The 25,466-nt window shown below is 38.8% G+C and carries 22 protein-coding genes and 1 pseudogene; 17 read left to right on the top strand and 6 right to left on the bottom strand.

The annotated features are described in order from the left end of the window. The first annotated feature begins 229 nt into the window (after nucleotides 1–229). Nucleotides 230–3,076: an EAL domain-containing protein gene (locus H4J38_RS17155; RefSeq protein ID WP_404842595.1), complete on the top strand. Its 2,847-nt coding sequence runs from the start codon at nucleotides 230–232 to the stop codon at nucleotides 3,074–3,076. 134 nt (nucleotides 3,077–3,210) lie between these two features. Here H4J38_RS17155 and H4J38_RS06545 read toward each other — a convergent pair whose 3' ends face one another. Both H4J38_RS06545 and upp read right to left on the bottom strand, forming a co-directional pair. Further along, on the bottom strand, nucleotides 3,211–4,476 hold the full coding sequence (locus H4J38_RS06545; RefSeq protein WP_182130688.1) for a uracil-xanthine permease family protein: 1,266 nt from the start codon (nucleotides 4,474–4,476) through the stop codon (nucleotides 3,211–3,213). A 92-nt stretch (nucleotides 4,477–4,568) separates the two neighbouring features. After that, nucleotides 4,569–5,195: a uracil phosphoribosyltransferase gene (upp, locus tag H4J38_RS06550; protein ID WP_182130690.1), complete on the bottom strand. Its 627-nt coding sequence runs from the start codon at nucleotides 5,193–5,195 to the stop codon at nucleotides 4,569–4,571. A 398-nt stretch (nucleotides 5,196–5,593) separates the two neighbouring features. Here upp and H4J38_RS06555 point away from each other — a divergent pair, with 398 nt between their 5' ends. The 10 genes and pseudogenes from H4J38_RS06555 to rpoS all read left to right on the top strand — a co-directional run bounded on the left by H4J38_RS06555 (nucleotide 5,594) and on the right by rpoS (nucleotide 13,070). After that, a complete protein-coding gene (locus H4J38_RS06555; RefSeq protein ID WP_259365417.1) occupies nucleotides 5,594–6,370 on the top strand; it encodes a hypothetical protein in 777 nt (258 codons plus the stop codon). Nucleotides 6,371–6,459: 89 nt separating this feature from the next. Beyond that, a complete protein-coding gene (gene ftsB, locus H4J38_RS06560) occupies nucleotides 6,460–6,765 on the top strand; it encodes a cell division protein FtsB (protein ID WP_182130833.1) in 306 nt (101 codons plus the stop codon). Next, a complete protein-coding gene (ispD, locus tag H4J38_RS06565) occupies nucleotides 6,765–7,493 on the top strand; it encodes a 2-C-methyl-D-erythritol 4-phosphate cytidylyltransferase (protein WP_182130692.1) in 729 nt (242 codons plus the stop codon). Before ftsB ends, ispD begins: the two co-directional genes overlap by 1 nt. Then, nucleotides 7,484–7,960: pseudogene (ispF, locus tag H4J38_RS06570) on the top strand (2-C-methyl-D-erythritol 2,4-cyclodiphosphate synthase); the annotation flags it as partial. The gene ispD and the pseudogene ispF, both read left to right, overlap by 10 nt. Then, nucleotides 7,946–9,172: a tRNA pseudouridine(13) synthase TruD gene (gene truD, locus H4J38_RS06575; protein WP_182130835.1), complete on the top strand. Its 1,227-nt coding sequence runs from the start codon at nucleotides 7,946–7,948 to the stop codon at nucleotides 9,170–9,172. The pseudogene ispF and the gene truD, both read left to right, overlap by 15 nt. Before the next feature lie 2 nt (nucleotides 9,173–9,174). Next, entirely contained in the window at nucleotides 9,175–9,927 is a 753-nt protein-coding gene (gene surE / locus H4J38_RS06580; RefSeq protein WP_182130694.1) for a 5'/3'-nucleotidase SurE, read from the top strand. Continuing rightward, the gene (locus H4J38_RS06585; RefSeq protein WP_182130696.1) at nucleotides 9,924–10,601 is read left to right on the top strand and encodes a protein-L-isoaspartate(D-aspartate) O-methyltransferase; all 678 of its coding nucleotides are present in this window, start codon (nucleotides 9,924–9,926) and stop codon (nucleotides 10,599–10,601) included. Before surE ends, H4J38_RS06585 begins: the two co-directional genes overlap by 4 nt. A gap of 3 nt (nucleotides 10,602–10,604) precedes the next feature. Beyond that, a complete protein-coding gene (locus tag H4J38_RS06590; protein WP_182130698.1) occupies nucleotides 10,605–11,183 on the top strand; it encodes a YqaA family protein in 579 nt (192 codons plus the stop codon). A gap of 17 nt (nucleotides 11,184–11,200) precedes the next feature. Beyond that, nucleotides 11,201–12,049: a peptidoglycan DD-metalloendopeptidase family protein gene (locus H4J38_RS06595; RefSeq protein WP_259365418.1), complete on the top strand. Its 849-nt coding sequence runs from the start codon at nucleotides 11,201–11,203 to the stop codon at nucleotides 12,047–12,049. An 85-nt stretch (nucleotides 12,050–12,134) separates the two neighbouring features. After that, on the top strand, nucleotides 12,135–13,070 hold the full coding sequence (rpoS, locus tag H4J38_RS06600) for an RNA polymerase sigma factor RpoS (protein WP_182130700.1): 936 nt from the start codon (nucleotides 12,135–12,137) through the stop codon (nucleotides 13,068–13,070). Nucleotides 13,071–13,172: 102 nt separating this feature from the next. On the opposite strand, the gene mutS is transcribed toward rpoS, so the two are convergent. Then, nucleotides 13,173–15,728, bottom strand: a complete 2,556-nt coding sequence (gene mutS / locus H4J38_RS06605) for a DNA mismatch repair protein MutS (RefSeq protein WP_182130701.1) — start codon at nucleotides 15,726–15,728, stop codon at nucleotides 13,173–13,175. Between the two features lie 270 nt (nucleotides 15,729–15,998). On the opposite strand from mutS, the gene H4J38_RS06610 reads away from it, so the two are divergent. From H4J38_RS06610 to H4J38_RS06625, 4 genes are all read left to right on the top strand, one after another. Further along, the gene (locus H4J38_RS06610) at nucleotides 15,999–17,273 is read left to right on the top strand and encodes a site-specific integrase (RefSeq protein WP_182130703.1); all 1,275 of its coding nucleotides are present in this window, start codon (nucleotides 15,999–16,001) and stop codon (nucleotides 17,271–17,273) included. A gap of 462 nt (nucleotides 17,274–17,735) precedes the next feature. Further along, a complete protein-coding gene (locus H4J38_RS06615; RefSeq protein WP_182130705.1) occupies nucleotides 17,736–18,044 on the top strand; it encodes a hypothetical protein in 309 nt (102 codons plus the stop codon). Next, on the top strand, nucleotides 18,031–18,390 hold the full coding sequence (locus H4J38_RS06620; protein ID WP_259365419.1) for a HipA N-terminal domain-containing protein: 360 nt from the start codon (nucleotides 18,031–18,033) through the stop codon (nucleotides 18,388–18,390). The genes H4J38_RS06615 and H4J38_RS06620 overlap by 14 nt, the downstream gene beginning before the upstream one ends. 2 nt (nucleotides 18,391–18,392) lie before the next feature. Then, nucleotides 18,393–19,388 (top strand): type II toxin-antitoxin system HipA family toxin, encoded by a 996-nt coding sequence (locus tag H4J38_RS06625; RefSeq protein WP_182130707.1) that lies wholly within the window; start codon nucleotides 18,393–18,395, stop codon nucleotides 19,386–19,388. Nucleotides 19,389–20,474: 1,086 nt separating this feature from the next. Here the strand turns inward: H4J38_RS06625 and H4J38_RS06630 are convergent. After that, a complete protein-coding gene (locus tag H4J38_RS06630; RefSeq protein ID WP_182130709.1) occupies nucleotides 20,475–20,981 on the bottom strand; it encodes a helix-turn-helix domain-containing protein in 507 nt (168 codons plus the stop codon). 183 nt (nucleotides 20,982–21,164) lie between these two features. Between H4J38_RS06630 and H4J38_RS06635 the strand changes: the two genes are divergently transcribed. Further along, nucleotides 21,165–21,620 (top strand): hypothetical protein, encoded by a 456-nt coding sequence (locus tag H4J38_RS06635; protein ID WP_182130711.1) that lies wholly within the window; start codon nucleotides 21,165–21,167, stop codon nucleotides 21,618–21,620. A 43-nt stretch (nucleotides 21,621–21,663) separates the two neighbouring features. Continuing rightward, a complete protein-coding gene (locus tag H4J38_RS06640) occupies nucleotides 21,664–22,971 on the top strand; it encodes a site-specific integrase (RefSeq protein ID WP_182130713.1) in 1,308 nt (435 codons plus the stop codon). 760 nt (nucleotides 22,972–23,731) lie between these two features. Here the strand turns inward: H4J38_RS06640 and H4J38_RS06645 are convergent. Together H4J38_RS06645 and H4J38_RS06650 are read right to left on the bottom strand one after the other, a co-directional pair. Continuing rightward, the gene (locus tag H4J38_RS06645) at nucleotides 23,732–24,499 is read right to left on the bottom strand and encodes a hypothetical protein (protein WP_182130715.1); all 768 of its coding nucleotides are present in this window, start codon (nucleotides 24,497–24,499) and stop codon (nucleotides 23,732–23,734) included. After that, nucleotides 24,486–25,343: a hypothetical protein gene (locus tag H4J38_RS06650; RefSeq protein WP_182130717.1), complete on the bottom strand. Its 858-nt coding sequence runs from the start codon at nucleotides 25,341–25,343 to the stop codon at nucleotides 24,486–24,488. Before H4J38_RS06650 ends, H4J38_RS06645 begins: the two co-directional genes overlap by 14 nt. Nucleotides 25,344–25,466: the final 123 nt, after the last annotated feature.

Raw genomic sequence — 25,466 nt, forward strand, 5'->3', positions numbered from 1 at the left:
GTCGTTAGGTATATGTGCTAAACTCAATGTAGTCATTTAACAAATAACACATAACAAATTTTCACGTTATTAATAAATGCATTTAGCGATGGCTCTCTCAAGTCAACAGCCCTTCCTTCAAAGGTTACACAATAAGTGACAACACTGAATCTGTAAAGTGAGATTATAAATGCTCGATGTAAAAACTAATCAAGATATGTTGGAGTACTTCGAGGGTATCATTCACACGATGCGGGAACCCTCGATTATGTTGGATCAGGATTTAAGGGTGGTCACTGTAAGCAATTCCTTTTATAAACTTTTTAAGCTTAAGCCTGCAAATACTATCGGGCACTATATTTTTGAGCTAGCCAATAAGCAATTCAATATTTCCTTACTTCGAGATCTACTGGAAACCATCTTGCCACAAAAGCCCCATTGTGATGATTATTTAATTGAGCACGATTTTGCCATCATTGGTCGACGAATATTGCTGTTGAATGCTCGACAAATTGAACTAGCTGAAGCTAGAGAACATATTATTTTATTGGCCATCGAAGACATGACCGAGCACACAGACGAGTTAGATATTGTAAATGAAAAAAAAGATAAGCGGGCAGATGAATTAGTCATTGCGAACGAAGAAATAGCCTTTCAAAATGAAGAGAAAGATAAACGCGCAGATGAGTTAGATATCGCGAACGAAGAAATAGCCTTTCAAAAAAAAGAAATAGATAAGCGCGCAGACGAGTTAGTCATTGCGAAAGAAGAAAAAGGTAAGCGCGCAGACGAGTTAGTCATTGCGAAAGAAGAAAAAGGTAAGCGCGCAGACGAGTTATTCATTGCGAACGAAGAAAAAGATAAGCGAGCAGATGAATTAATCATTGCGAACAAAGAACTTGCCTTTCAAAATAAAGAGAAAGATAAGCGCGCAGATGAATTAGATATCGCGAACGAAGAAAAAGATAAGCGCGCAGATGAATTAGACCTCGCGAACGAAAAACTCGCCTTTCAAAACAAAGAGAAAGATAAGCGAGCAGATGAATTAATCATTGCGAACCATGAACTTGCCTTTCAAAATGAAGAGAAAGATAAGCGCGCAGATGAGTTAGATATTGCTAACGAAGAAAAAGATAAGCGCGCAGATGAATTAGACATCGCGAACGAAAAACTCGCCTTTCAAAACCAAGAGAAAGATAAGCGAGCAGATGAATTAATCATTGCGAACACAGAGCTTGCCTTTCAAAACCAAGAGAAAGATAAGCGAGCAGATGAGTTGGCCCTTGCGAACACAGAGCTTGCCTTTCAAAACCAAGAGAAAGACAAGCGAGCAGATGAGTTAGTCATTGCCAATAAAGAGAAAGAGCTTCTTCTACATAAGTTAAAACGCGCTGCAAGTGTTTTCAGCCATGCCGATGAGGGCATCATGATAACCGATGCCACCGCTACTATTACTGAAGTCAACAGTACTTTCAGCAGCATTACTGGCTACACTTCTGAGGAAGTGCTGGGGAGAAACCCTAAAATACTTCAATCTGGGCGCCATTCGCCGACATTTTATGCTGAAATGTGGGATACGCTACTAACACAAGACCATTGGCGTGGTGAAATATGGAACCGCCGTAAAAATGGTGAAGTATTTCCCGTTATGCTCACTATCAGCGCTGTGAAAAATTCTGCTGGTTTCGTGCAGCACTACGTTTCATTATGTACTGACATTACAGCAATGAAGGCATACCAGGGGCAACTGGAGCATATTGCTCACTACGACGTACTGACCAACTTACCTAACCGTGTATTACTAGCAGACCGCCTAAACCACGCTATGGTACAGTGCAAACGTCGTAATCAGTCATTAGCGGTTGTCTTTATGGACTTAGATGGTTTCAAGGAAATAAATGATAACCACGGGCACAGTGTGGGGGACGAGCTACTTGTTGCTGTGTCACAGCGGATGAAAAAAGCATTGCGTGAAGGTGATACTCTGGCGCGTATTGGTGGTGATGAATTTATCGCAGTCATGGTAGATTTAGCGCACTCTGAGGAAACTCAGCCGGCACTTGAACGTCTTCTAAAAGCCGCTTCTACCCCTGTTGACTTGAACTGTGGCGTGATGCAAGTATCAGCGAGCATTGGTGTGACACTTTATCCTCAAGACGACTCCGACGCTGACCAACTTATGCGTCATGCCGACCAAGCTATGTATGTTGCTAAGCAAGAAGGCAAAAACTGTTATCGCCTGTTTGATACCGTACGAGAGAATGCGAGTAAAACCCAATTAGAAAATATAGATGATATTCGTTTGGCAATGAAGCAATTTGAGTTTGTGCTTTATTATCAACCTAAGGTGAATATAAACACTGGCGAAGTAAAAGGTGTGGAAGCTTTAATCCGCTGGCAGCACCCGCTGCGTGGTTTAGTTCAACCTTTAGATTTCTTACCGATAATCGAAGGTCATGCCATTAGTCTGGAGCTAGGGGAATGGGTCATCACTAGTGCATTGATACAAATAAGTCAGTGGCAAAATATGGGAGTCAACCTACCTATCAGTGTCAACATTAGTGGTTATCAAATACAACAAGATAACTTCGCCACTCGCCTAGCAGCATTATTGGCAGCTCACCCTGAAGTGAACCCAAACAGTCTAGAATTAGAAATACTGGAAACCAGTGCATTACATGACATCAGCAAAGTCTCTGCAACTATGAATGCATGCCATGAGCTAGGTGTACGATTTGCTTTAGATGACTTTGGTACAGGGTACTCTTCACTAACCCATCTAAGACGCTTACCAGCACAATTGATTAAAATCGACCAGAGCTTCGTGCGCGACATGCTAGAAGATGCAGACGATTGCGCGATTGTTGAAAGTGTCATAGGACTCGCTAAAGCATTCCGACGCGACGTGATTGCTGAAGGTGTAGAAACCATTACTCATGGAATAGCACTATTGCAAATGGGGTGTCAGTTGGCTCAAGGTTATGGCATTGCTCGTCCCATGCCAGCGGGTGATATACCTGAATGGATCACTCACTGGAAAACTGATATTCCTTGGCAAGCATTAGGGCTTGTTGAGGCTAATAAACTTGACTGCTGAGTATTAGTGGTTCAGCAGTCAAGTATTACGTTAATTTTTCAGGCTAAAACTCCGCTTTTATTTCCAACTAAAATTATATTAAAGGCCTGAACACAATAGTGGGCAGGCCTTTTAATTTGCAGCGGCTTTTAGCGTTAAGCCTTTGTTTCTTCTTTAGGTAAAAGTAAGTTTAACCCTATAGCGACTAGCGCACATAAGCTAATGCCTTGAATGCTAAAACCGCCTAAGTTTAATGCCATACCGCCAATCCCAAAAACTAATACCACGGCAAAAATAATGAAGTTTCTTGGCTGGTCAAAATCAACTTTCGCTTTCACTAAACTACCTAAGCCAACGCTGGCGATTAAACCAAATAAAAGCATCATAATACCGCCCATTACGGCACCGGGTATGGTATGCAGTAAAGCCCCCAGCTTACCAACAAAGGCCATAATAATCGCTGTACAAGCAGCCCAAGTCATAATTCTTGGATTAAACGCTTTGGTTAGCATTACCGCCCCGGTAACTTCTGAGTAAGTGGTATTAGGTGGTCCACCTAACATTGATGCGGCAGTCGTCGCTATACCATCACCCAATAGCGTACGGTGTAAACCAGGCTTTTTAATGTAGTTTTTACCGGTTGCTGAGCCTATGGCTAAAATATCACCAATGTGTTCAATGGCTGGCGCAATGGCGATCGGCAACATGTATATAATGGCATGCCAATTAAATTCAGGTGCGGTAAATTTAGGTACAGCAAACCAAGCGGCATTTTGTACTGGCGTAAAGTCGATAATACCGTGATAAAGCGATAAAAAATAACCGACTACAATACCCGATAATATCGGCATTAATCGCATAAAGCCTTTACTGAAGGCTGATACTAACAAGGTAGTTAAAAGGGCAGGTAATGAAATAGTTAGGGCAAGTGACTGATCAATTAATTGCGCTGAACCATCACCGGTTCTACCTAAAGCCATATGAACGGCAACGGGAGCCAGTGATAAGCCAATCACCATTATAATAGGGCCAGTTACAATAGGAGGTAGGTACTTGCTAATAAAACCAACGCCACGAGCTTTAATCAAACCACTAAAACAAACATAAACAACGCCCACAACCGCTAGTGCACCCATTGTAGCCGGTATTCCCCACGTTTGAGTGCTGTACATAATAGGGGCAATAAAAACAAATGAAGAAGCTAAGAATACCGGAACTTGGCGTTTTGTTACCAGTTGGAATAACAAGGTACCTATACCTGCGGTACACAAAGCTACGTTAGGGTCTAGGCCAGTTAATAATGGCATTAATACTAAAGCGCCAAAAGCGACAAATAGCATTTGAGTACCGGTTAATACTTCTTTAATGAGTGATTGATTATTATGATCTAGGGTTTTTACTGGGTTATTTTCTGCTTTCATACTTTACTCAATAAAACTGCCAGCAAGCCGGCAGTATAGTCAGGTTAAAACATTGAATTTTTTAGCTGTGTTAAAAGTAACAAGTACCAGAATTACTTAGTGCCGAAAATTTTATCTCCAGCATCACCCAAGCCTGGCAATATATAGCCAGCGTCATCTAAGCGCTCATCGACAGAGGCGGTATAAAGCTCAACATCTGGGTGTGCTTTTTCTAATGCGGCAATACCTTCTGGCGCTGCAACTAAAACGAGTGCTTTAATATTTGTTGAGCCACGTTCTTTTAATAAGTCTATGGTTGCAACCATAGAGCCGCCAGTGGCAAGCATAGGGTCAATCACTAGTGCTAGTCGTTCTTCTATTTGACCCGCTAGTTTTTCAAAATAAAACACAGGCTCGAGTGTTTCTTCGTTACGGTACATGCCTACAACCGAGATACGAGCGCTAGGAATAAGTTCTAAAACGCCGTCCATCATGCCCAAACCCGCACGTAAAATAGGCACAACAGTAACTTTTTTACCTTTGATTTGTTCTACTTGAATTTCACCACTCCAACTATTGATAGTTTTAGTTTCTACTTCAAGGTTTTTAGTGGCTTCATAAGTTAAAAGGCAGCCAACTTCAGAGGCAAGTTCGCGAAAACGCTTAGTACTTATGTCGGCTTCTCGCATTATGCCGAGTTTGTGTTTAATTAGGGGATGCTTTACTTCAATTACGCTCATTGCTTTGCTCCAAAACTTGCTGAAAAACTATTTTTTATATTATACCCAAACCACTTTCAAATGCTCGTTTGAGTGATAAATAATGATGATTTAAGTACAGTTTTTATTCGTCAGAGAGATCATAGCTCACACGACTTTGTAAACAAGATAGTTGCGTGAGCTATCGCCACTTCCTATCAATAATATTAACCTTGTTTATATTGCTTTCAAGCATTTTTATTTAAGTAAGAGTGTTCATATTGGTTTTACCGATTAAAGGTGATTGATGGATTCAATGAGAGAACCCATGGGTATTAATAACCAAAATCCTTTTGCTTAGGATAATATCGTTTGGCTGATACAGCTTATTGATAAACAAAATATTGTTGTGCTGTTTTATCTTTACACAACAATCAAGTATGCTTAAATTATCGGCGTTAATTAAAGCAGTTGTTAAATTCATGGTCACTCAATCATTATTATGGCAATCGGAGCAGCAGTCATCAGACTTTGCTGAACTTTGTAATGCCCTTTATGAACGAGAGTTAATGACCCTAGCCCGCAATGAATATTCAGCGTTAGCAGGCTTGCAAAGCCGTATTAAAAGCTTACCTCATTATGTTAAACGCACAGCTTTTGCGTTATTAAATGCCCAAACGCCGCTTGAGTTAGATATTCAAAATGCCAGTTGGTCAGCAAAGCAAGTCAGTACTCTCCCATCAATAAGCCAATTGTCGGCTTACGATGAAAATGTTATTGCTTGGTATAAAAGCCATCCTTTAGTTCATGGCTTAGTAGTACCTATCGGGTTAAATAGTCATATTGTGCTTGATAGTATCGACCGAATTGATTTAGAAAAACAACGCTTTCGCACCAACGTTTATGGCTGGTTTTCTTTAGCAGATAATGTAACGCCAAGCGGCGCAAGTAATGCTGCTAAGAGTGAAGATAAGTGTGGAATACAGAGTGAAATAAAGAATGGAATAAAGAGTGAGGCAGAAAGCGAAGTAAATCACCGCACAGCTAATTTACTCAAGCCAACAAAACAAATAATGACAGCAGCATGTGCAGGCCATTGCTGGCAAAATAGCAGAAAATTACAACCGATACTGCCATCGTTACGCGAGTTGCTTCTATCATGTACAATTAACTGGCGTAATTTCAAACAACCAAGGGTAAATTTGCCTGACAATTGATTTTAAATCTTGTTGGGTGTTTACAGCAGGCGGTACGCATTTATAATAGCGTATCAATAACCATCTTCGATATCGACTTTAGATACTTTATGCGGCTGATCACGGCACTTTTACTACTTTTTCTTGTACTTTTGCAATACCGACTTTGGTTTGGTAAAAACAGTGTGCCTGATTATCTAGCATTAGAAGAAGAAGTTACTAGGCAATTAGCTAATAATAATAAGCTAAAGCAACGTAATAAATTACTTTATGCCGATACTGACGATTTGAAATCTGGCACTGAAGCTATTGAAGAACGTGCGCGCCATGAATTAGGTATGATCAAAGAGGGTGAAACATTTTTCCGCGTTATCCCTAATGATAAAGATGCCGAAAAGAAGGAACGATTGCGATAATGAACAACTCAACAGGGCATTTTACCGTAGTAGTGCCTGCAGCCGGTGTTGGAAAACGCATGCGTTCGTCTTGTCCAAAACAATATTTAACTATTGATAATATAACCATTTTAGAACATACGGTTCAGCGTTTACTCAGCCATGATGCAATTTCTCATGTCATTATTGCCTTAGGTGAAAATGATGAATACTTTCCCAGTACCTCGCTAGCGAATAATCCCAATATTAGCTGTGTTGTTGGCGGAAAAGAACGTGTTGATTCGGTGCTTTCAGGTTTGAAACAGTTAAATGCGCTGCAGCATCAATGGGTTTTGGTTCACGATTCAGCAAGGCCTTGTGTTCGTCACCAAGATTTAACGCGGTTAATAAACTACTGTCTTGAAAATGATCATGGCGGCCTATTAGCAACCCCCGTTCGCGATACTATGAAGCAAGCAAATACTGCTCAACTAGTAACAGTCACTTTAGAGCGCAGCCAAATGTGGCATGCACTTACACCACAAATGTATAAAACGAATGAACTAACCTCAGCTATTACATCAGCTTTAGCAAGCGGTATAAGCATTACGGATGAATCATCAGCGATGGAAGCTTTGGGTTATGCAAGTGGCTTGGTAAGTGGCAGCAGTGACAATATAAAAATTACTCAACCAGAAGATTTGTTTTTAGCTGAGTTTATTCTTAATCAACAAATAAATAATTTACCATCAGAGGCAGTATGCGAATAGGTCACGGGTTTGACGTTCATAAGTTTGGCGGCGTGGGGCCAGTATTTTTAGCTGGTGTTGCTATTCCTCACGAATTTGGTTTTATTGCTCATTCTGACGGTGATGTTGCTATTCATGCTCTATGTGACGCAATTTTAGGGGCATTATGTTTAGCCGATATTGGTAACCACTTTCCCGATACTGACGGCCAATACGAAAATATTTCTAGTCGAATTTTATTACGCCATGTGGTTGGCTTAATGCAAGACAAAGGTTACTGCTTAGGTAATGCGGATATTACTGTTTGCGCGCAAGCGCCTAAAATATCACCTCACCTGCTAGCTATGCGTGAATGTTTAGCACAAGACTTACAAGCAGATATTGAACAAGTTAATGTTAAAGCAACCACTACTGAAAAATTAGGTTATGTTGGCCGAAAAGAAGGCGTGTCGGTACATGCCGTAGTGTTATTAATGAAAGCTGAAAATAACAGCAAGTTTACAACAACTGCCGAACCGATTAATCAAAGCAAAGAAAAAGACAAAGAAATAGTCCAAGCCAAAGTTGAAGAGGCTGAGCAAAACCAATCACCATTACCTAAATTTTCTTATTTATATGGCAAACCAAAGTCGACTGGTTTGTTGCGTCGCCATCGTTCAGACTTTAAAGTTTTTGAACAAATCCCCTTTGAACCTTGTGGTGAAGGTGAACATCTTTTTATTCATATTCGAAAAACTGGCGCCAATACCGCTTTTGTTGCCAAGCAATTAGCGCAATATTTTTCCGTAAAAGAATCGTTAGTTTCCTATGCAGGTTTAAAAGATCGATTTGCTGTAACTGAACAATGGTTTGGTGTGCATGTGCCCGGCAAGCAAAGTTACGACTTAAGTGACTTAAACATCGAAGGTGTTGAAGTACTAGCGTCGAAACGCCATAACAAAAAATTGCGTATTGGTGGTTTAGACGGTAATCGTTTTGAAATTACTTTACGTGATGTGACAGATATTGACGAGCTGGTAAGACGTTGGCACGTGGTGAGTAATTTTGGCGTACCGAACTACTTTGGTGAGCAACGCTTTGGTATTAATGGCGGTAACATTGAAAAAGCCTTGGGTTTATTCTCCGGCCAAAAAGTTAAAGATAAGAAAAAGCGTGGCATGTATTTATCAGCAGCTCGCTCATTAATTTTCAACCAAATGATTAGCGAACGTATTGAGCAACAAACATTTGATAGCTTAGTGAATGGCGATGTATTGATGTTAGCGGGTACGCAGTCAGTATTTCTCGCCGATGTTATGGATGAAAGTTTAACATCTCGACTGGTAGAGCATGATCTAGATATAACTGCGCCAATGTGGGGCGCAGGTGAGTTAATGACAACCGGCGATGCGCGTGCTTTTGAGCAAAGTATTGCTGAAGGGCAACAAGCATTTTGTGAGGGCTTACCGCGTTTTGGCTTAAAACAAGAACGCCGTCGTATCCGCTTAAATATTAAAAACACTGACATTACAGTAGATAACGACGTGGTAACCTTATCATTTTTCTTACCCTCAGGCGCTTATGCCACCACTATTATGCGTGAATTAATAGATTACAAAGACATGACAGAACGTGTTGATATTGGGGCAACTAGGCACTCAGCAGATACAAATAAAACGGTTATTAACACAGTCGACAATAATACGGAGCTAAAAAGCTAAGCATGAGAATATTACTGAGTAATGATGACGGTGTTAATGCTGATGGCATTAAAGTACTTTTTGACGAGCTAGTAAAAGTGTTTGACGTAACCGTAATAGCCCCAGATAGAAATTGTAGCGGCGCAAGTAACTCGTTAACGCTATTAAATCCATTACGCGCGCACACATTAGAAAATGGTTTTATTTCTGTCAATGGCACGCCAACTGATGCGGTGCACTTAGGCGCAGCCCAGTTGATGGATCCAAAACCTGATTTAGTGGTGGCTGGTATAAATCACGGCGCTAATTTAGGTGATGATACTATATACTCTGGCACGGTAGCGGCCGCAACAGAAGGTCGCCATTTAGGTATGCCCGCCATAGCAGTGTCGTTAGTATCTTCTGACCCAAAACACTTCCAAACAGCAGCCGTGGTTACCGCCAAGTTTATTGAACGCTTGTTGTTGCACCCGTTGCCGAGTGATCAAATTATTAATATTAATGTGCCTGATGTGCCACTAGATGAATTAAAAGGTATTCAGGTAACTCGATTAGGTAATCGCCATAAAGCAGAAACGATGAAAAAGGTGAAAGATCCTTGGCAACGTGATATTTATTGGTATGGCCCATTAGGACAAGAACTTGATGCTGGCGTTGGCACTGATTTTCACGCTGTAGCTAATGGCTATGCATCAATTACCCCGTTAACAATAGACATGACCGCTTATAAAAGCATGTCTCAAATGACAGAATGGATTAATGAACTTTCAATATGAAACTAAGTAATATCAATGCCAGAGTAGGCAGTAATATCGGCGGGAAGTCGAGTCGAAGTGGAGAATTACTGGCGCAAAAATTACTGGTTGAAGGCATCAAAAATCAACAAGTATTAGGCGCTATTGCACGCTCTCCTCGCCATATATTTGTGCCTGAAATTTTAGCGCATAAAGCTTATGACAATACGGCGCTGCCGATTGGCCAAGGGCAAACTATTTCACAACCCTATATTGTGGCAAAAATGTCAGAGTTGTTACTTGCTGATGGTGTGCCTGACAGTATTCTAGAAATAGGTACGGGTTCAGGTTATCAAACCTCTATTTTGGCGCAGTTAACGCCTAAAGTGTTTTCTGTTGAGCGTATAAAATCACTGCAATGGCAAGCAAAACGAAGATTGCGCAGCATGGACTTACATAATATTTCAATGAAGCATGGCGATGGCTGGCAAGGCTGGCAGAGCAAAGCTCCGTTTCAAGCCATTATAGTAACTGCTGCACCTACTGAGGTACCTGCAGCATTATTAGAGCAGCTTGCAGACGGTGGCCGCTTGATTATTCCGGTTGGTGAGCAAAGCCAAATTTTGAAATTAATTACCCGCCATGGTGATGAATTTAAAGAACAGCAAATTGAAGCTGTTCGTTTCGTTCCACTTGTTCCAGGCGCTTTAGGATAATTTGTGAAAATATTTTCTGCATTATATGAATGGACACTTAAATGGGCTGAACATAAGTTTGCGCCTAGAATTTTAGCTATTTTAACCTTTGCTGAATCGGTTTTTTTTCCTATTCCTCCTGACGTTTTATTAGCACCTATGGTGATGGCGCAGCGCGATAAAGCATGGCGTTTTGCGACTATAACAACGATAGCTTCAGTGCTTGGCGGTATTGTCGGTTATGGCTTAGGTTATCTGATGTTCGAACCTTGGATACAGCCACTCATTACTGAGTTTGGTTATCAAGCGCGTTTCGATAAAGCCATGTTATGGTTTAGCGAATGGGGTGTTTGGGTGGTATTTATTGCTGGCTTTTCTCCCATACCTTATAAGCTATTTACCGTTAGTGCTGGTTTTCTAAGTATGGCTTTTTTACCATTTTTATTAGCGTCAGCAATTGGCCGTGGAATGCGTTTTTTCTTAGTGGCAGGTATTATTCGTTGGGGCGGAGCGCCAATGGAGAAAAAGCTTAAACAGTGGATCGATGTTTTAGGTTGGCTTGTTGTTAGCGCCATTATTATTGCTTATATTGCGACACGATAAAGGGTGTTTTGTTAGTTATGACGAAATGGATGCAAGGTCACTTATTTAGCGCTAACAATTTATTGATGTTACTGATAATAGTCGCTATTAATGGCTGCTCGAGTCGAAGCAAACCTGCCCCTGTTGTTGATGTGCAAGGTTCACTTCCTCTTAGTCAAAGACTCAAAAACAGTGTTACTGGAAGTGAATATATAGTTAAAAAAGGTGAAACTTTATATTCAATAGCTTGGCGTGCAGATGTCGATGTACGTACCTTAGCTACGATCAATAATATAAAAGCGCCTTACAATATTTTTCCACAACAAAAATTATTTTTAACCAAAAACCCGAGCAAGCCTAGTCCTAATAGCACTAAGCGTAAAAGCTATAACTCGTCAAAACAAAAAGTTATAACAAAACCTATTGCACAGAAGAAAAAGCAGGAGTATGGTGGAAATGTAGCTGAACAAAAAACAAGCAAAAAGGTTCAACAACAAGCCACTGCTTTTTCACAGAAAATTAGAAAATGGCGATGGCCTGCGAAGGGAAAAGTAATTCATAAGTTTTCCTCCGCAAAGCAAGGAAATAAAGGAATCGACATTGCCGGGCGACGCGGTGATTCGGTAAAAGCAACTGCAGACGGTAAAGTGGTTTATGCCGGTGATGCGTTACAGGGATACGGCCAGTTAGTCATAGTTAAACATAACGAAGATTACCTCAGTGCATACGCCCATAACGATCGCATTCTAGTCAAAGAACAGCAAGTTGTAAAAGCCGGTCAAGTAATTGCCAAAATGGGCGATACTGACGCTGAAAGAGTCATGCTTCATTTTGAAGTTCGCTTTCGCGGAAAATCAGTTAACCCTATGAAGTATTTGCCGAAATAATAATAAAAATTTATCAAAAATAGATTGAGGACAATGTGAATAATTAGTCAATAGATTTAGCGGATGCTAGAGCGGGAGATATAATATGGGCATAGAAAAAGAAATTACATGTTCTGATGTTGCGGAGAAGGAAAAGCCAAAAAGCGTCAAGCTCAAGATAGAAATGCCTGATGAAGTGGCACCTTCAAGTTTAGATGCAACACAAATATATTTAAGTGAAATCGGATTTTCGCCACTGTTAACCGCAGAAGAAGAAGTCTACTTTTCTCGCCTTTCTCTAAAAGGTGACGAACGTTCTCGTAAACGAATGATAGAAAGTAATCTTCGTTTAGTCGTGAAAATTGCTCGCCGTTACAATAATCGTGGTTTACCTCTGTTAGATCTCATTGAAGAAGGCAATTTAGGCCTGATACGTGCCGTTGAAAAATTTGATCCTGAACGCGGTTTTAGATTTTCTACCTATGCCACTTGGTGGATTCGACAAACAATTGAACGTGCCATCATGAATCAAACGCGCACTATTCGATTACCTATCCATGTTGTTAAAGAACTCAATATTTATCTACGCACAGCCCGTGAGTTAGTGCAAAAGTTGGATCATGAACCAACCGCAGAAGATATCGCTTTAGAACTTGATGTACCGGTAGAAAATGTCAGCAAAATGCTACGTTTAAATGAGCGTATTGCTTCAGTTGACTCGCCATTTGGTGGTGAAGGTGAAAAAGTTTTATTAGACGTTATCCCTGATGAAAAAGGCGGAGGACCAGAAACTAAATTGCAAACCACCGACATTAAGCACAGTATTGTAGATTGGCTGAATGAACTCAATTCCAAACAACGTGAAGTATTAGCAAGACGTTTTGGTTTACTAGGTTATGAAGCTGCAACATTAGAAGATGTTGGTGTCGAAATAGGCTTAACACGCGAACGCGTTCGTCAAATTCAAGTGGAAGCATTGAAGCGGTTACGCGATATTTTAAGCCAACAAAACTTGTCTATCGAGGCATTGTTTCAAGTATAGTGTTATAAGTTTATCTTTATAATTACATGAATTAAAAAAACCAGCGATTGCTGGTTTTTTTAGGTCTACTTTTTTGCTTCATGCAGTGGAACTGCTAGATTTTTACAGTAATTCTTTCAATTTATAGAGTAAATCTAAAGCCATTTTAGGGCTCAAGTCATTCACATCTACTGTGCTTAATTCTTCAATAACCGGGTGGCGCTTATCCATTAATGACAATTGCTCAAATACTTGGGGCTCATGAGTTATAACAGAAGGTGCTTGCATGTTTTCAAGCTCAGCTAAGCGTTGTTTTGCTCGCTGAATAACACTTCTTGGTACACCAGCAAGTTGAGCTACTTGTAAACCAAAACTTTTACTCGCCGCACCTTCCTGAACCGTATGCATAAAGACAATGCTGTCACCATGTTCGACCGCGTCAAGATGGACATTCGCTAAGGTATCTATTTGTTCAGCCAGTAAGGTTAATTCAAAATAATGGCTAGCAAAAAGGGTGAAGGCTTTAGTTTTTATCGCGAGCATTTCAGCACAGGCCCAAGCCAATGATAAACCGTCATAAGTACTCGTACCACGACCAATTTCATCTAATAGTACTAAACTTTTATTGGTAGCATTATGCAAAATATTGGCGGTTTCTGTCATTTCTACCATAAAGGTTGAACGACCACTGGCTAAATCATCTGAAGCACCAATACGGGTGAATATTCTATCTACCATACCTATTTTTGCTGCACTTGCTGGCACATAGCAACCAATATGCGCCAGTAATACAATTAACGCAGTTTGACGCATATAAGTCGATTTACCGCCCATATTAGGGCCCGTAATAATCAACATTTCTCGAGAGTCGTTCAGTACAACCGGATTGGCAATAAAAGGTTCAGTTGTCATTTGTTCAACCACTGCATGTCGACCGGCTTCTATATTAATACCGCTGTCTTCTTGTAGTACTGGTTTAACATAATTTAACGTTTCGGCGCGTTCAGCAAAGGTAGTTAAGACATCAATTTCAGATAACGATTGTGCGAGTAATTGCAGTTTTTCTAACTCAGGTAATATTTGGTCAAATAAGGCTTCATATAAGCGTTTTTCAAGGGCAAGAAACTTACTTTGAGCTGAGAGCACTTTTTCTTCATGTTGCTTTAATTCGTTAGTAATAAAACGTTCGTTATTCTTTAAGGTTTGTCGGCGAATATAATCATCGGGTACATCTATAGCTGAGCTGCGGCTCATTTCAATATAGAAACCATGCACTCGGTTGTAGCCAACTTTTAGTGATTGAATACCCGTACGTTCTTTTTCGCGCGCTTCTAGTTGTGCTAAAAACTCTGTTGCACCGTCGCTTAAATCGCGCAGTACATCTAATTCGTCATTATACCCTGGCGCGATAACGCCACCGTCACGAATTAACACTGGCGGGTTTTCAACAATCGCACTTTCTAATAGTGCTTGTGTTGCCGGTATTGGCTGACATTGCTTAATCAATGCGGCTAAGTGTATTTGTGAACAGCTAGCGGTTAGTGCTTGTAAGTCAGGTAAGTGCATTAAAGCATTACGTAACCGTGCAAAATCACGAGGACGGGCAGAGCGCAAAGCAATACGCGCTACAATGCGTTCAATGTCACCAAATTGTTTTAAGTTAGCATTAAGTTCAAAAGACAAATCTTGCTGTAGTATTTCTTCAATAGCGTTTTGACGGTTATTTAAGACCGTAAGATCGCGCAGTGGAAAATGTATCCAACGTTTGAGTAATCTTGAACCCATAGGTGTGGCTGCTTTATCAATAATTGCCGCTAGGGTATTTTCATTGCCACCTTGTAGGTTTTGCGTTAATTCTAAATTACGACGAGTGGCCGCATCGAGAATAACTGCACTCGATGCGCTTTCACCAATAAGGGCCCTAATGTGCGGCATTGCGGTACGCTGACTATCTTTTACATATTGAAATAAACAGCCTGCCGCCGCGATACCTAATGGTTTGTCTTCAACACCGAAACCTGACAATGACTGAGTACCAAACTGCTTATTGAGTAAGCTTTTACTGGTTTCTAAATCAAACTCCCAATCGGGACGTCGGCGCAAACCTTTACGGCCGGCAATAATATTACTAGCGATTAATGATTCAGGATATAACAATTCAGCTGGAGATAAACGTTGTAGTTCAGCTTGAACTTGCTCTTCAGTTCTAGGTTCCACTAAAACAAAACGGCCACTGGTCATATCTAAATACGCTAGACCAAAACCTTCTGATGTTTGATGAACCGCAACAATTAAATTATCTTGTCGATCGCTCAATAGGGCTTCATCACTGATGGTACCAGGTGTAACAACACGAACTACTTTACGCTCAACCGGACCTTTACTTGTCGCGGGATCGCCAATTTGTTCGCAAATAGCGACTGACTCTCCTAATTTTACTAACTTAGCTAAATAACCGTCGACGGCATGATAAGGCACGCCAGCCATAGGAATGGCATTACCACCCGTTTTGCCACGTGCAGTTAATGAAATGTCGAGTAAATCAGATGCTTTTTTTGCATCATCAAAAAACAGCTCATAAAAATCACCCATACGATAAAAAATTAAAATATTAGGAAATTCTGCTTTAATGGTTAGGTACTGACGCATCATAGGGGTATGTGAGGATAAATCTTGCATGTTTTTATTACACTTTTTAGTTCTGTATAGCCTACTACGTGGCTGTTTGTGTGTTTGTTGTAATCTAGTGAAATAAGCTGAAATTTCAATTTATTCCATGTAATCCCACCAATAAGTGTAGGTTTTGGTGTAGGTTTTTTTAGTGTATAATCGAACCATTAAAAAACCTACACCAGATCGGCTAGTTTACTAACATTCTAAGTTATAAATGCAATCATACTGATATTAAAAAGTTAGTGCTATACCTGCCATGAATAAGGACGCAATTAAATGCTAAAAGAACGAAAATCTTTAAACGCAGCGACAATTAAAGCAATGAAGCACAAAGATAAAGATCTGTCGGATATAGAGGAAAATGAAGGTTTGCGCGTATCTTGTGCTAAAGCGGGCACTAAAACATTTTGTTATCGATATAAAAGTCCTATCACTAATAAATTATGCCAAATTAAAATTGGCCGATTTCCTTCTATATCACTAGCTGATGCTAGGGTGAAATTGCAAGAATTAAAAGTAATTCGTAATGATGGTCGTTGTCCCGCTAGTGAACAAAAAATAGCTAAAAAAGATAAAGCTATAATTGAAAAAAAACTATCATCAAGAATGACTGTCGCGGATGTTATAGAACTTTATTTATCTCAGTACATCGAAGATCGTACAGTTGATGGCAAGGTCATCGCTGGAGCAAGGAAGCAAAAAGGCCAAGATGAAACTAGAAGAACACTTTACTGTGATGCAGTAAAAGAGTTGGGTGACCGATATGCAGAGGACGTTACGCGAAAAAATATCGTTAATATGATCATGGGAATAGTTGAACGAGGCTCAAATGTCCAAGCTGGTAACGTGCTGAGAGAATTTAATGCCGCATACGAATACTCTATAGGACTTGAAAAGTTTCCTGATGAATTTGCCAATCCTGCCTTGTTAGCAAAAAACAGCCTCCGTCAGGCAAAAGTTCGTCTGACTTCAAAGAGAGCAACTCGAGTTTTTTCTGACAGGGAGTTATCCAAATTTTTGAATTGGCTACCTAGCTCTGCCTTTACTCAAACGCAAAAAAGAATTCTAAGGTTTACACTTTGGACAGGTTGCCGTACAGGGGAGGTCTGTGAAGCAGAGTGGAATGACATTGATTTAAATAAGGCAACATGGCACCTCAAAGCGACAAAAACGGATGTTGAAAGATATGTTCAATTATCAAAACAGGCGATTGACTTTTTGAGACAACTTCGTTTAGAAACAGGTAAGTATCTTTTCCCCTCGTTTAAAACCAAATTGCCTATTCAGCAAAAAGCTATCACTGAGCAAGCATGGCTAATGCGTAGGGATGAAAAAATGCTTGATATAGAGCATTGGGTCCCTCACGATCTTCGCCGTACAGTTAGAACAGGTTTATCTCGATTAAAGTGTAGAAATGAGGTTGCTGAAGCTGTACTGGGGCACGCTCGTTCAGGTATCGAAGGCACTTATGACTTACATAAATATGAAGAAGATTGTAAAGAATGGCTTCAAAAATGGGCTGATCACATGGATGAATTAATAACTTACTAAGATTTATGATGTGGGTACAAATATGAGAGTCGAAAGTACAGGTTAAATTGCATTTTTAATCGTAAAGCTGGGTTAAGTTATCTCATTATGGAGCATAAATCTATTTATGGAGTACACTCTCTTAGGTTATGATTTAACTGAACTATTCAGGAGACTATACAAGAAATCAACAAGGACACGGATCTGCTCTCTATAAACTGACACCAAAATCGGGCTAAAGATGAGGTGTCTGTCAAAGTATAATAATCCTAGAAGAACTTGGAAGTATTCAAACGACTTGAAAACAACCACAATTCAATTAAGTTATGTTGCTGGTATCATAATCATAATCATATTTATATTGGAACTTGTGTTTTTTATATTAATAAATCGTAAATATATACGATTACCTACTTGTATTCCCAAATAAATAAGATTATTGTTATTCAGGTAACTATATTCGTACAAATCTAGGGATCTATAATGAAGCGTGAACTAAATGAAGCCTTGAGAGCAGTCAAGGAAGCAGAGCTTGCTCTTATGAAAGCATCAAAAGAAGCCGCTGCATCTAAAGACTTATTCAAATTGACTGAATTAAATGACTGTGTTGATGACTTTTGTAAGAAAACTCCTTCAACTAAAGGCGAGATTTGCCTCCTTGCTGATATTTCATCGTCAACACTCACAGCAGCACTGAAAAACCCAGAAAAAGCCACTATGACTACCATTTCTTCTATTGCATCGGTGATTGGCTTAGAAATCTTAATAGGGCGCCACAATGGATCAGTTTAGACCCCCTATGCCTAATCGTATTGGTTATGTCTATTGCAACAATCATTTTGCTGGTGTACTTACCGAATTTAGCGACTTAAAACAACAAAGCTATACGTTTGAATATGATGCTGATTACTTAGATTTTGGTGCTCCGATTGGGTACCGTTTTGCATTAACTCCTAACAAGTTTGAGTTTGATACTTTTCCTACCTTTTTTGCTAATCTCATTTCTGAAGGTTGGTTACGTACCCACCAAGCAAACAAAGCACGGCTTGATAAAGCAGACTCTTTTGGTTTGCTGTTAGAGAACGGAAAAGAGTTAATTGGTGCGATTAGTGTTTTAAAAAACAAAATTAAGGAATAACCATGTTTTGTAAAGGCGATTTACGCAATACGAAAGAAAAAGAACTACATCATGGCTTTTCTACGTCTCACCTCAAAGCAATGTACCAACAATCAGAGCCCGTTTCAGTCAAGGGAACTTCGGATTCGTTTGATGAAATGGTGGTGGATCATACAACTGGTACCTCTATTTCAGGCGTTCAACGTAAAATGTTTATGACCCTAGAAAATAATGTTTTAGTGCCCAGTAACCAAGGCGAATACATCGTAAAACCCACACCAAAACATTTTCCTCAGTTAGCAGAAAATGAACACGCCATCATGAAGATAGCGGAGCGGTTAAAAATAAAGGTCGCAAAGTGCTCAGTGGCGCCTTTTGAAGATGGTGAGTTGGCGTATGTGACAAAACGATTTGATTTAACATCAACAGCAGGTATTAATTTCTTCATTGAAGATGGCGCTAGTATTTGTGATGTTCACCCCTTGAATAAGGGTAGCGATGCGCTGTCTTATGAAACGTGTATAAAAACCATGGTAAAGGCGTGTGGTGGTGCTACTGCCATTGCAGCTCAAGCCGTAAAACTTGTGTTGTTTTCTTATATTGTGGGAAACAATGATTTACATTTAAAAAACTTTTCACTGCAACGCAAGCCCTCAAGCAAAACGCATATCATGGACGGATTCACCCCCCTATACGATGTACTTAGCGTAGCGCCATATCCTGAGTATGATACGGTGTATTTATCATTATCTTTATTGGAAATTGAAACGGAAGGTGACTTTAGCTCAAGCCATGACGTTTATGGGTATTACACGCAATATGACTTTATTTTGTTGTTAGGGGCGTTAGGGATTAAACAGCGAGTAGCTGAAAAAGTGATCATGAACTTTACTGATGATCTTCAAAAAGCAGCAACTGAAGTCATCGCTTATTCATCCCTTGATGATAAGCTTAAAACGATCATCATGAAGCGTATTAATGATCGCTGTATATCTATCAAACAACCGATCTTATATTGATAGAGGCATCACATGATTATTACTCGACCAACAAGCACCACAGAGGTTGTCTGACAGCGCGGTAATGAAAGCCTCTTTATTGTTACTTACTTTAGCTTGGTATGCCTTGTTAGGTGGACTCGAACAGTGGATAGTTAGCCCTGAGTTTAAACCTTACAATGTGTTTTTTATTAAGTGTAAACCTCGTTTACAATCCTCAGGTTTTTGCCGAACCACCCCACCAAATCATCTAAGGATTGCTGTTAAGAGTGTCCTAATGGGGAGGAATTTAGTTAGATCTTTTTAAAACTAAAATGGCAATATTGTAAAGGCTTCCAGAGCACAAGTAGTATGTTCTAAGCCGCGATGATACTTAATATTTTCTTTGCTATAAACGTATCAATCTAGGTCACTAATTATATAGCATACTAAATAGGGTCGTCCACCTTAATAAAGTTCCCCTAAGTGGAATCGCTGTTTTGAAGAATAGGGTAGTTCAACTTGGCAAAAGTTTCCTAAGTGGAATCGGTGTTTTTGAAGAATAGGGTCGTCCACCTTAGTAAAGTTCCCCTAAGTGGAATCGCTGTTTTTGAAGAATAGGGTAGTTCAATTTGGCAAAAGTCTCCTAAGTGGAATCGGTGCTTTTGAAGAATAGGGTCGTCCACCTTAGTAAAGTTCCCCTAAGTGGAATCGCTGTTTTTGAATAATAGGGTAGTTCAATTTGGCAAAAGTCTCCTAAGTGGAATCGCTGTTTTTGAAGAATAGGGTAGTTCAATTTGGCAAAAGTCTCCTAAGTGGAATCGCTGTTTTTGAAGAATAGGGTAGTTCAATTTGGCAAAAGTCTCCTAAGTGGAATCGGTGTTTTTGAAGAATAGGGTAGTTCAACTTGGCAAAAGTCTCCTAAGTGGAATCGGTATTTTTGAAGAATAGGGTAGTTCAACTTGGCAAAAGTTTCCTAAGTGGAATCGCTGTTTTTGAAGAATAGGGTAGTTCAACTTGGCAAAAGTCTCCTTAGTCGACTTTTGAGGTATTTGTGATCTCAAAAAAAGTGATTACTTCAATTCAATCACTCTGTTTTGAAAATAGGGCTGAATAGCTAGCGGTTGTTTATTTTATCTTAGTTAGTAGTCTTTTTATATCAGCCTTATTTTTTAGTACATCTAGTTGTCGGTGACAATTAGGGCAGAGTGCCGCAAAGTTACACGCTTGATACTTATCAGCACTGGCGCCTTGTTCAATATATGCCAATTCCGTATACGGAGATCCATCAGGCAAGCAAAAAGGCATAAAATTTTCACATAGCTCACAAATACCTCCTGAACGCTCAAGTAAAGCAGCTCTGAGCTCTTTAATTTGTGGTTCAAGTCTTTCTTTGCTCTTTTCATTTCTAATAGGCATAAACATCTTATGAACATAATCATTGATATCTAAACCCAGTAGTGTAAATAGCTTTTCAGCGGTTTCAATTGACAGATTTTTATCTCCGACTCGTACTGCTGATATATGGCTTCTTGTTTTACCAAGCAATTTGGCAAGAGCAGCATCACTTTTAATATTATGAACAGCTTTTGTTTGATCTAATAGCTCATTCCATGGACTATTTTTGGTATTCATTTTGTGTGCCTAAGAATTGATGATTTAACGGGATAAAGAACTATTGTACACCTTTTGGTAATCACTTATAAGGGGCAATACAATAGAGTGTACACCAAATGGTTGACATTTGATGCGCTATGTAATAAATTAAGTGTACATCAATTGGTGTACGTTTGTTTTAAATATCATGGAGTATTATTTATGTTGTCATTGTCACGAAAAAGTTCACAGTCAATTCTTATTGGAGCTGATTTATTAAAAGTCATACACATTATGAAATCTGGAGTACATGTTGATATCCACCTAGAAGAAGGCGTAACGAAAACAGTAAGGTTAATAGAGGGAGACTCATTTAGCCTAAGGGAGGGAGAGGTATATATTCATGCCATTGGTAAAAACTTGGTTCGTTTTGGGTTTGATTATCCAGAGCATATATCAATTATGCGCACTGAAATATTACGTAAAACACCTGAACAAAAATTAGTTCAACCTCAAAATATTGTTGAGCTTCCACTGTTAATAAAAACCGAGGATACCAATACAGTTTTTAATAAAAAAAGGAAGATTGAAGTTCTTGAACTGTTGTCAAAGTTCTCCCCTAAAAAGCTATCATATACCATAGATAGTATTGCTGATGACATTAGAAATATAGCGTAGAAATCACGTTTATAAATTTTTTCATGGTAAGTCTGAGGTGATTATGCGAATAGATAAAAAGCAAGATATTGAAAGTTTAATTAGACAAAACAAAGGGACATTGGCTAAAAAATGTCAATATGATGTGCTAGTTTGTGTTGAGGATATACCACGCAGAACTGGCTCTCTATACCTCAATATTAACCCTACTGGTGCCATGAGTTTTAGACTACTTCAGCGCTATAAAGGGAAGCGAGAATTTACTGTGTTAGGCCAATATTCACCTGATAACTCAATAGGGCTAACCTTAGCTAAGGCACGTGAAAAAATGCGTGAGTTGGCTAAGATTATTCATAGTTTGAATGGTGAAAAGAGCCTTAAACAGCATCAAAAAGAACAAAGATTATTAAAAGAAATAGAACAGCAGAGCATGCAGAGAAAAGGCACTGTTGAAGAACTCATTGATGATTATACAAATCATATGAAACTCGAAGGTAAGCGTTCATTCAATCAAGTAAAGCATGAATTATTAGCTAATATGAAATCATTTTTATCAGTAGAAGCTGCAAAAATCACTTCTAATGATGTCTGTAAAGTATTAGGTTGGTTGATTCAAAGGGGAGCAGAAGTTCAGTCTAATCGAGTACGATCATATATCATGAGTGCCATGAATTTTGGTATAAAATATGATCATGACCCTCGCTATTTACATCGAGGTAAAAAGTATAATATAGACCGTAATCCAGTAGCTTCAATACCACGTCAATCGTCAGCTGAACAGGCTCGTGATAGAGTGCTTTCAACGGAAGAAGTCGCGACTCTCCTGCATAACCTAAGTGACAATCACTTCTCTAATCAAGTCGAACATTTTATTAAAATACTATTACTCACTGGAGGTCAGCGACCATATGAGTTATCAGTAGCTAAGTGGTCAGACATTGACTTCGATAATAGAGTTTGGACGATACAAAGCAGTGTGTCAAAGAACAAAAAAATTCACCTTGTTCCACTTGTTGAATCAGCAATCATACAGCTAAAAGAGCTGTTAGTACTAAATGGTGAAGGTAAGCTTTTGTTTCCTCAAAGGTATAATTTAGACGAACCAATGCCAACATCAACACTGGCGCAAGCTATTAGGAATTACTGTAAACAAAAAAGTGTAAATCAATTCCAGCCTAAAGATTTCCGTCGAACTATTAAGACAAAAATGGGAGAGTTAGGAGTTGAAAAATCTGTGAGAGATAGACTTCAGAACCATGCTTTACAGGATGTCTCCTCTCGTCATTATGACCGGTATGATTACCAAAAAGAGAAGTTAAGTGCACTTATTACGTGGGAAAAATGGTTATTAAATCTTAATAAAATTGATTAAAAAACTTACCATTAAGGAGTATGGAAATTCATTTTATTAAGCTAAAAAGGCTAACTCCCAGTAATAAAATCACTACAAAAGAGTGTAATATTAATGCAGATGTTTAATTGATTTTAAGCCTATTCAGTAATTGATTGGCCTGATATCTTAGTTAATAGCTATCCTAAATCCAATTGATTGAGTAGGAGTTTTCTTGGTCTAACATGCAATGCCCTGATGTTGCATTAGAAGGCTATTTAATATCAAACTGCTGTTCTTCATCACAGTGAAGTTTTGTCCTGGCTCATCGATAAATTGAGTTGAAAAAAAACGTATTTTTACACATCTAAAGTTACTCAACTTCGAGTTTAAGTTTTTTTGTCTTTTTTGTGTCACTCCCCCCGTTACTTAGACAAATATTCTGTCCGAGTAACGCTTCATTAATTGGTCCGAGTAACGCCCATTAATTCTGTCCTAGTAACGGTTTAGAAATTCGTGAAGTAACGGATCTTGATTTTGTCCGAGTAACGGTTTTCGTCTTGTTAACTTTTAAGGCGTTCTGTTGTAATATTTGATTAGTTATGCAGGTAACTTAGTTAATAAAATTAAGAAGCATGAAACTTTTTATTAGCACTGAAAAGTCACTTAAAAAGACACTTAAAATATTTTTTATTTGCCTAGTTCAATATTACCTTAGCTACAGCGTAGTAAAATCGGTCGTAGAATAAAATATTACCTGCTACATCCACCGACTATGAATCGATGGATATAGAAGGGTAATTTAACGCTCTATGATTGTTTCTTCACCTTCAAAGTTAATTGGTAACAAGCCAAGTAATTTAATCGCTTTTTTATTTAATAAATAACTTCTAGTAAAACCATTAAAGTTTGTAATTTTCATTTCACTTTTATCAATGATAATTTTTTGTGGGTAGGATAAAGCCTCTTTGTCTCTTACAAGAAAAAATAGTACTGTTTCTCTACCGTATAATGCCGAACCATATCTTGCGATAGCTAATACATCCTCAATGGTTACTTGTCCAAAATTTTTATAAGGATCGAATCTTGTTGTTGAAACAAGAGATGAGGTTATCTCAATGATTTGTTCTGCAAAATTTTCAGCTAGAATTCTTCCGTTTTCAATGTCAGAAAAACTATGTTCTCGCCATTTAGTATTAGTTCTAGCTGCCCTAATTCTTATCAGTAATTTTCTGCTATTAAAATCGAGTGCACTCACATCGAAATAATCACAGATTTTTAGTCTTTTCTTCACGGAATAAACGCTATGGTCTTGCTCAAAATAACCGACAGATAAAATAACTTTTATTTGCCTATAGGGCTCAATCAAAATCACTTCGCCCCAATGGCTAATGTTGATATCGAATTCATTTAATTTAAACTGCTTGAAGAGTAACATAATTGTTTTCAAAACCTGAGGAAGTTCTTTATCACTGACATTAACTCCGCTAATTTCTTGTTGATGATAGGGAAGGGCTCTGCGAATTTTCTTTGCTCGATTTATTGATTGAATTAACTTATTTATATTCATCTTCAGAGCCTTTACATAGATTAATTCGAATAGACTCTTCTCGTTTACCAATTTCCCCTTTCTGAGTGATAATAAGACCTGATAAAGTTAAAGTACTTGAATAGTAATCTACTCGGTCGATCTTTAACTGAACTTTCCTGCCTTCATGCCAAGATGAGTCGGTACAAATCCAGTCACCAATTGTTAGGCCAAAAGTTCGGTAGAGTAATTTTTTACTTAGCTCTTCCATCGTTAACTCAATGGCTTCATTTTTATTATTGAGATGAGACATTTCCTGTGCAAGCTCAGTTAAACATTCAGATGAACTTGAGTTCAATTGCTCTACTGTATCTTCGTTTAAATTTGCCAGTGCATTTCTTACTTCATCTAGTGCGAAATAACGATCATTTATTTTTTCAAATTCAGTTTGTTGAGCCTCAAGCTCTGAAGCTATTGCTTTAGCAAAAGGCAGCTGCAGATTTGCTAAGTTTATCGCTTTAAATTCACGGCCATTTTCAAGTATTTCATCAAGAGGAACTTCAGATGTTCTGAAGTACTTTTGCTTATAGGGCGGTAAGTAACCTGTGAAGTAAGCTGTTGATTCCGTCACATGAATATAGGTAGGTATGTCGATATGATATCGATTGGTAAGCTCGAAAAACCAAGTGATGCCGGTAATCTTTTTACTCACTTCAGTTAATTGATGCTGATTTAAAACATCTATCAATGAGTTAATACAGCTTATTAATGAAGCGTTAAAATCGCTTAAGCAATACAAAGGCATTGGGTATAACGGTGCCTGAATAGCTTTATTCTCAACCAATATTGGCTTTATGCTTAAACAGTACAGCTTACTTTTTGCCATTTGCTAACTCTCAATTAACTTGCAATTGAAAGCGTAGTTGAAAAGTTGGCTAGGTGCTAAGTAGGGGGCTTTAGAAATCTGATAGGTTTGCACATACCATAATGCTGGTTATCTTGATGTTTA

Source organism: Colwellia sp. BRX10-3 (assembly GCF_014077505.1).
Taxonomy (GTDB): domain Bacteria; phylum Pseudomonadota; class Gammaproteobacteria; order Enterobacterales; family Alteromonadaceae; genus Cognaticolwellia.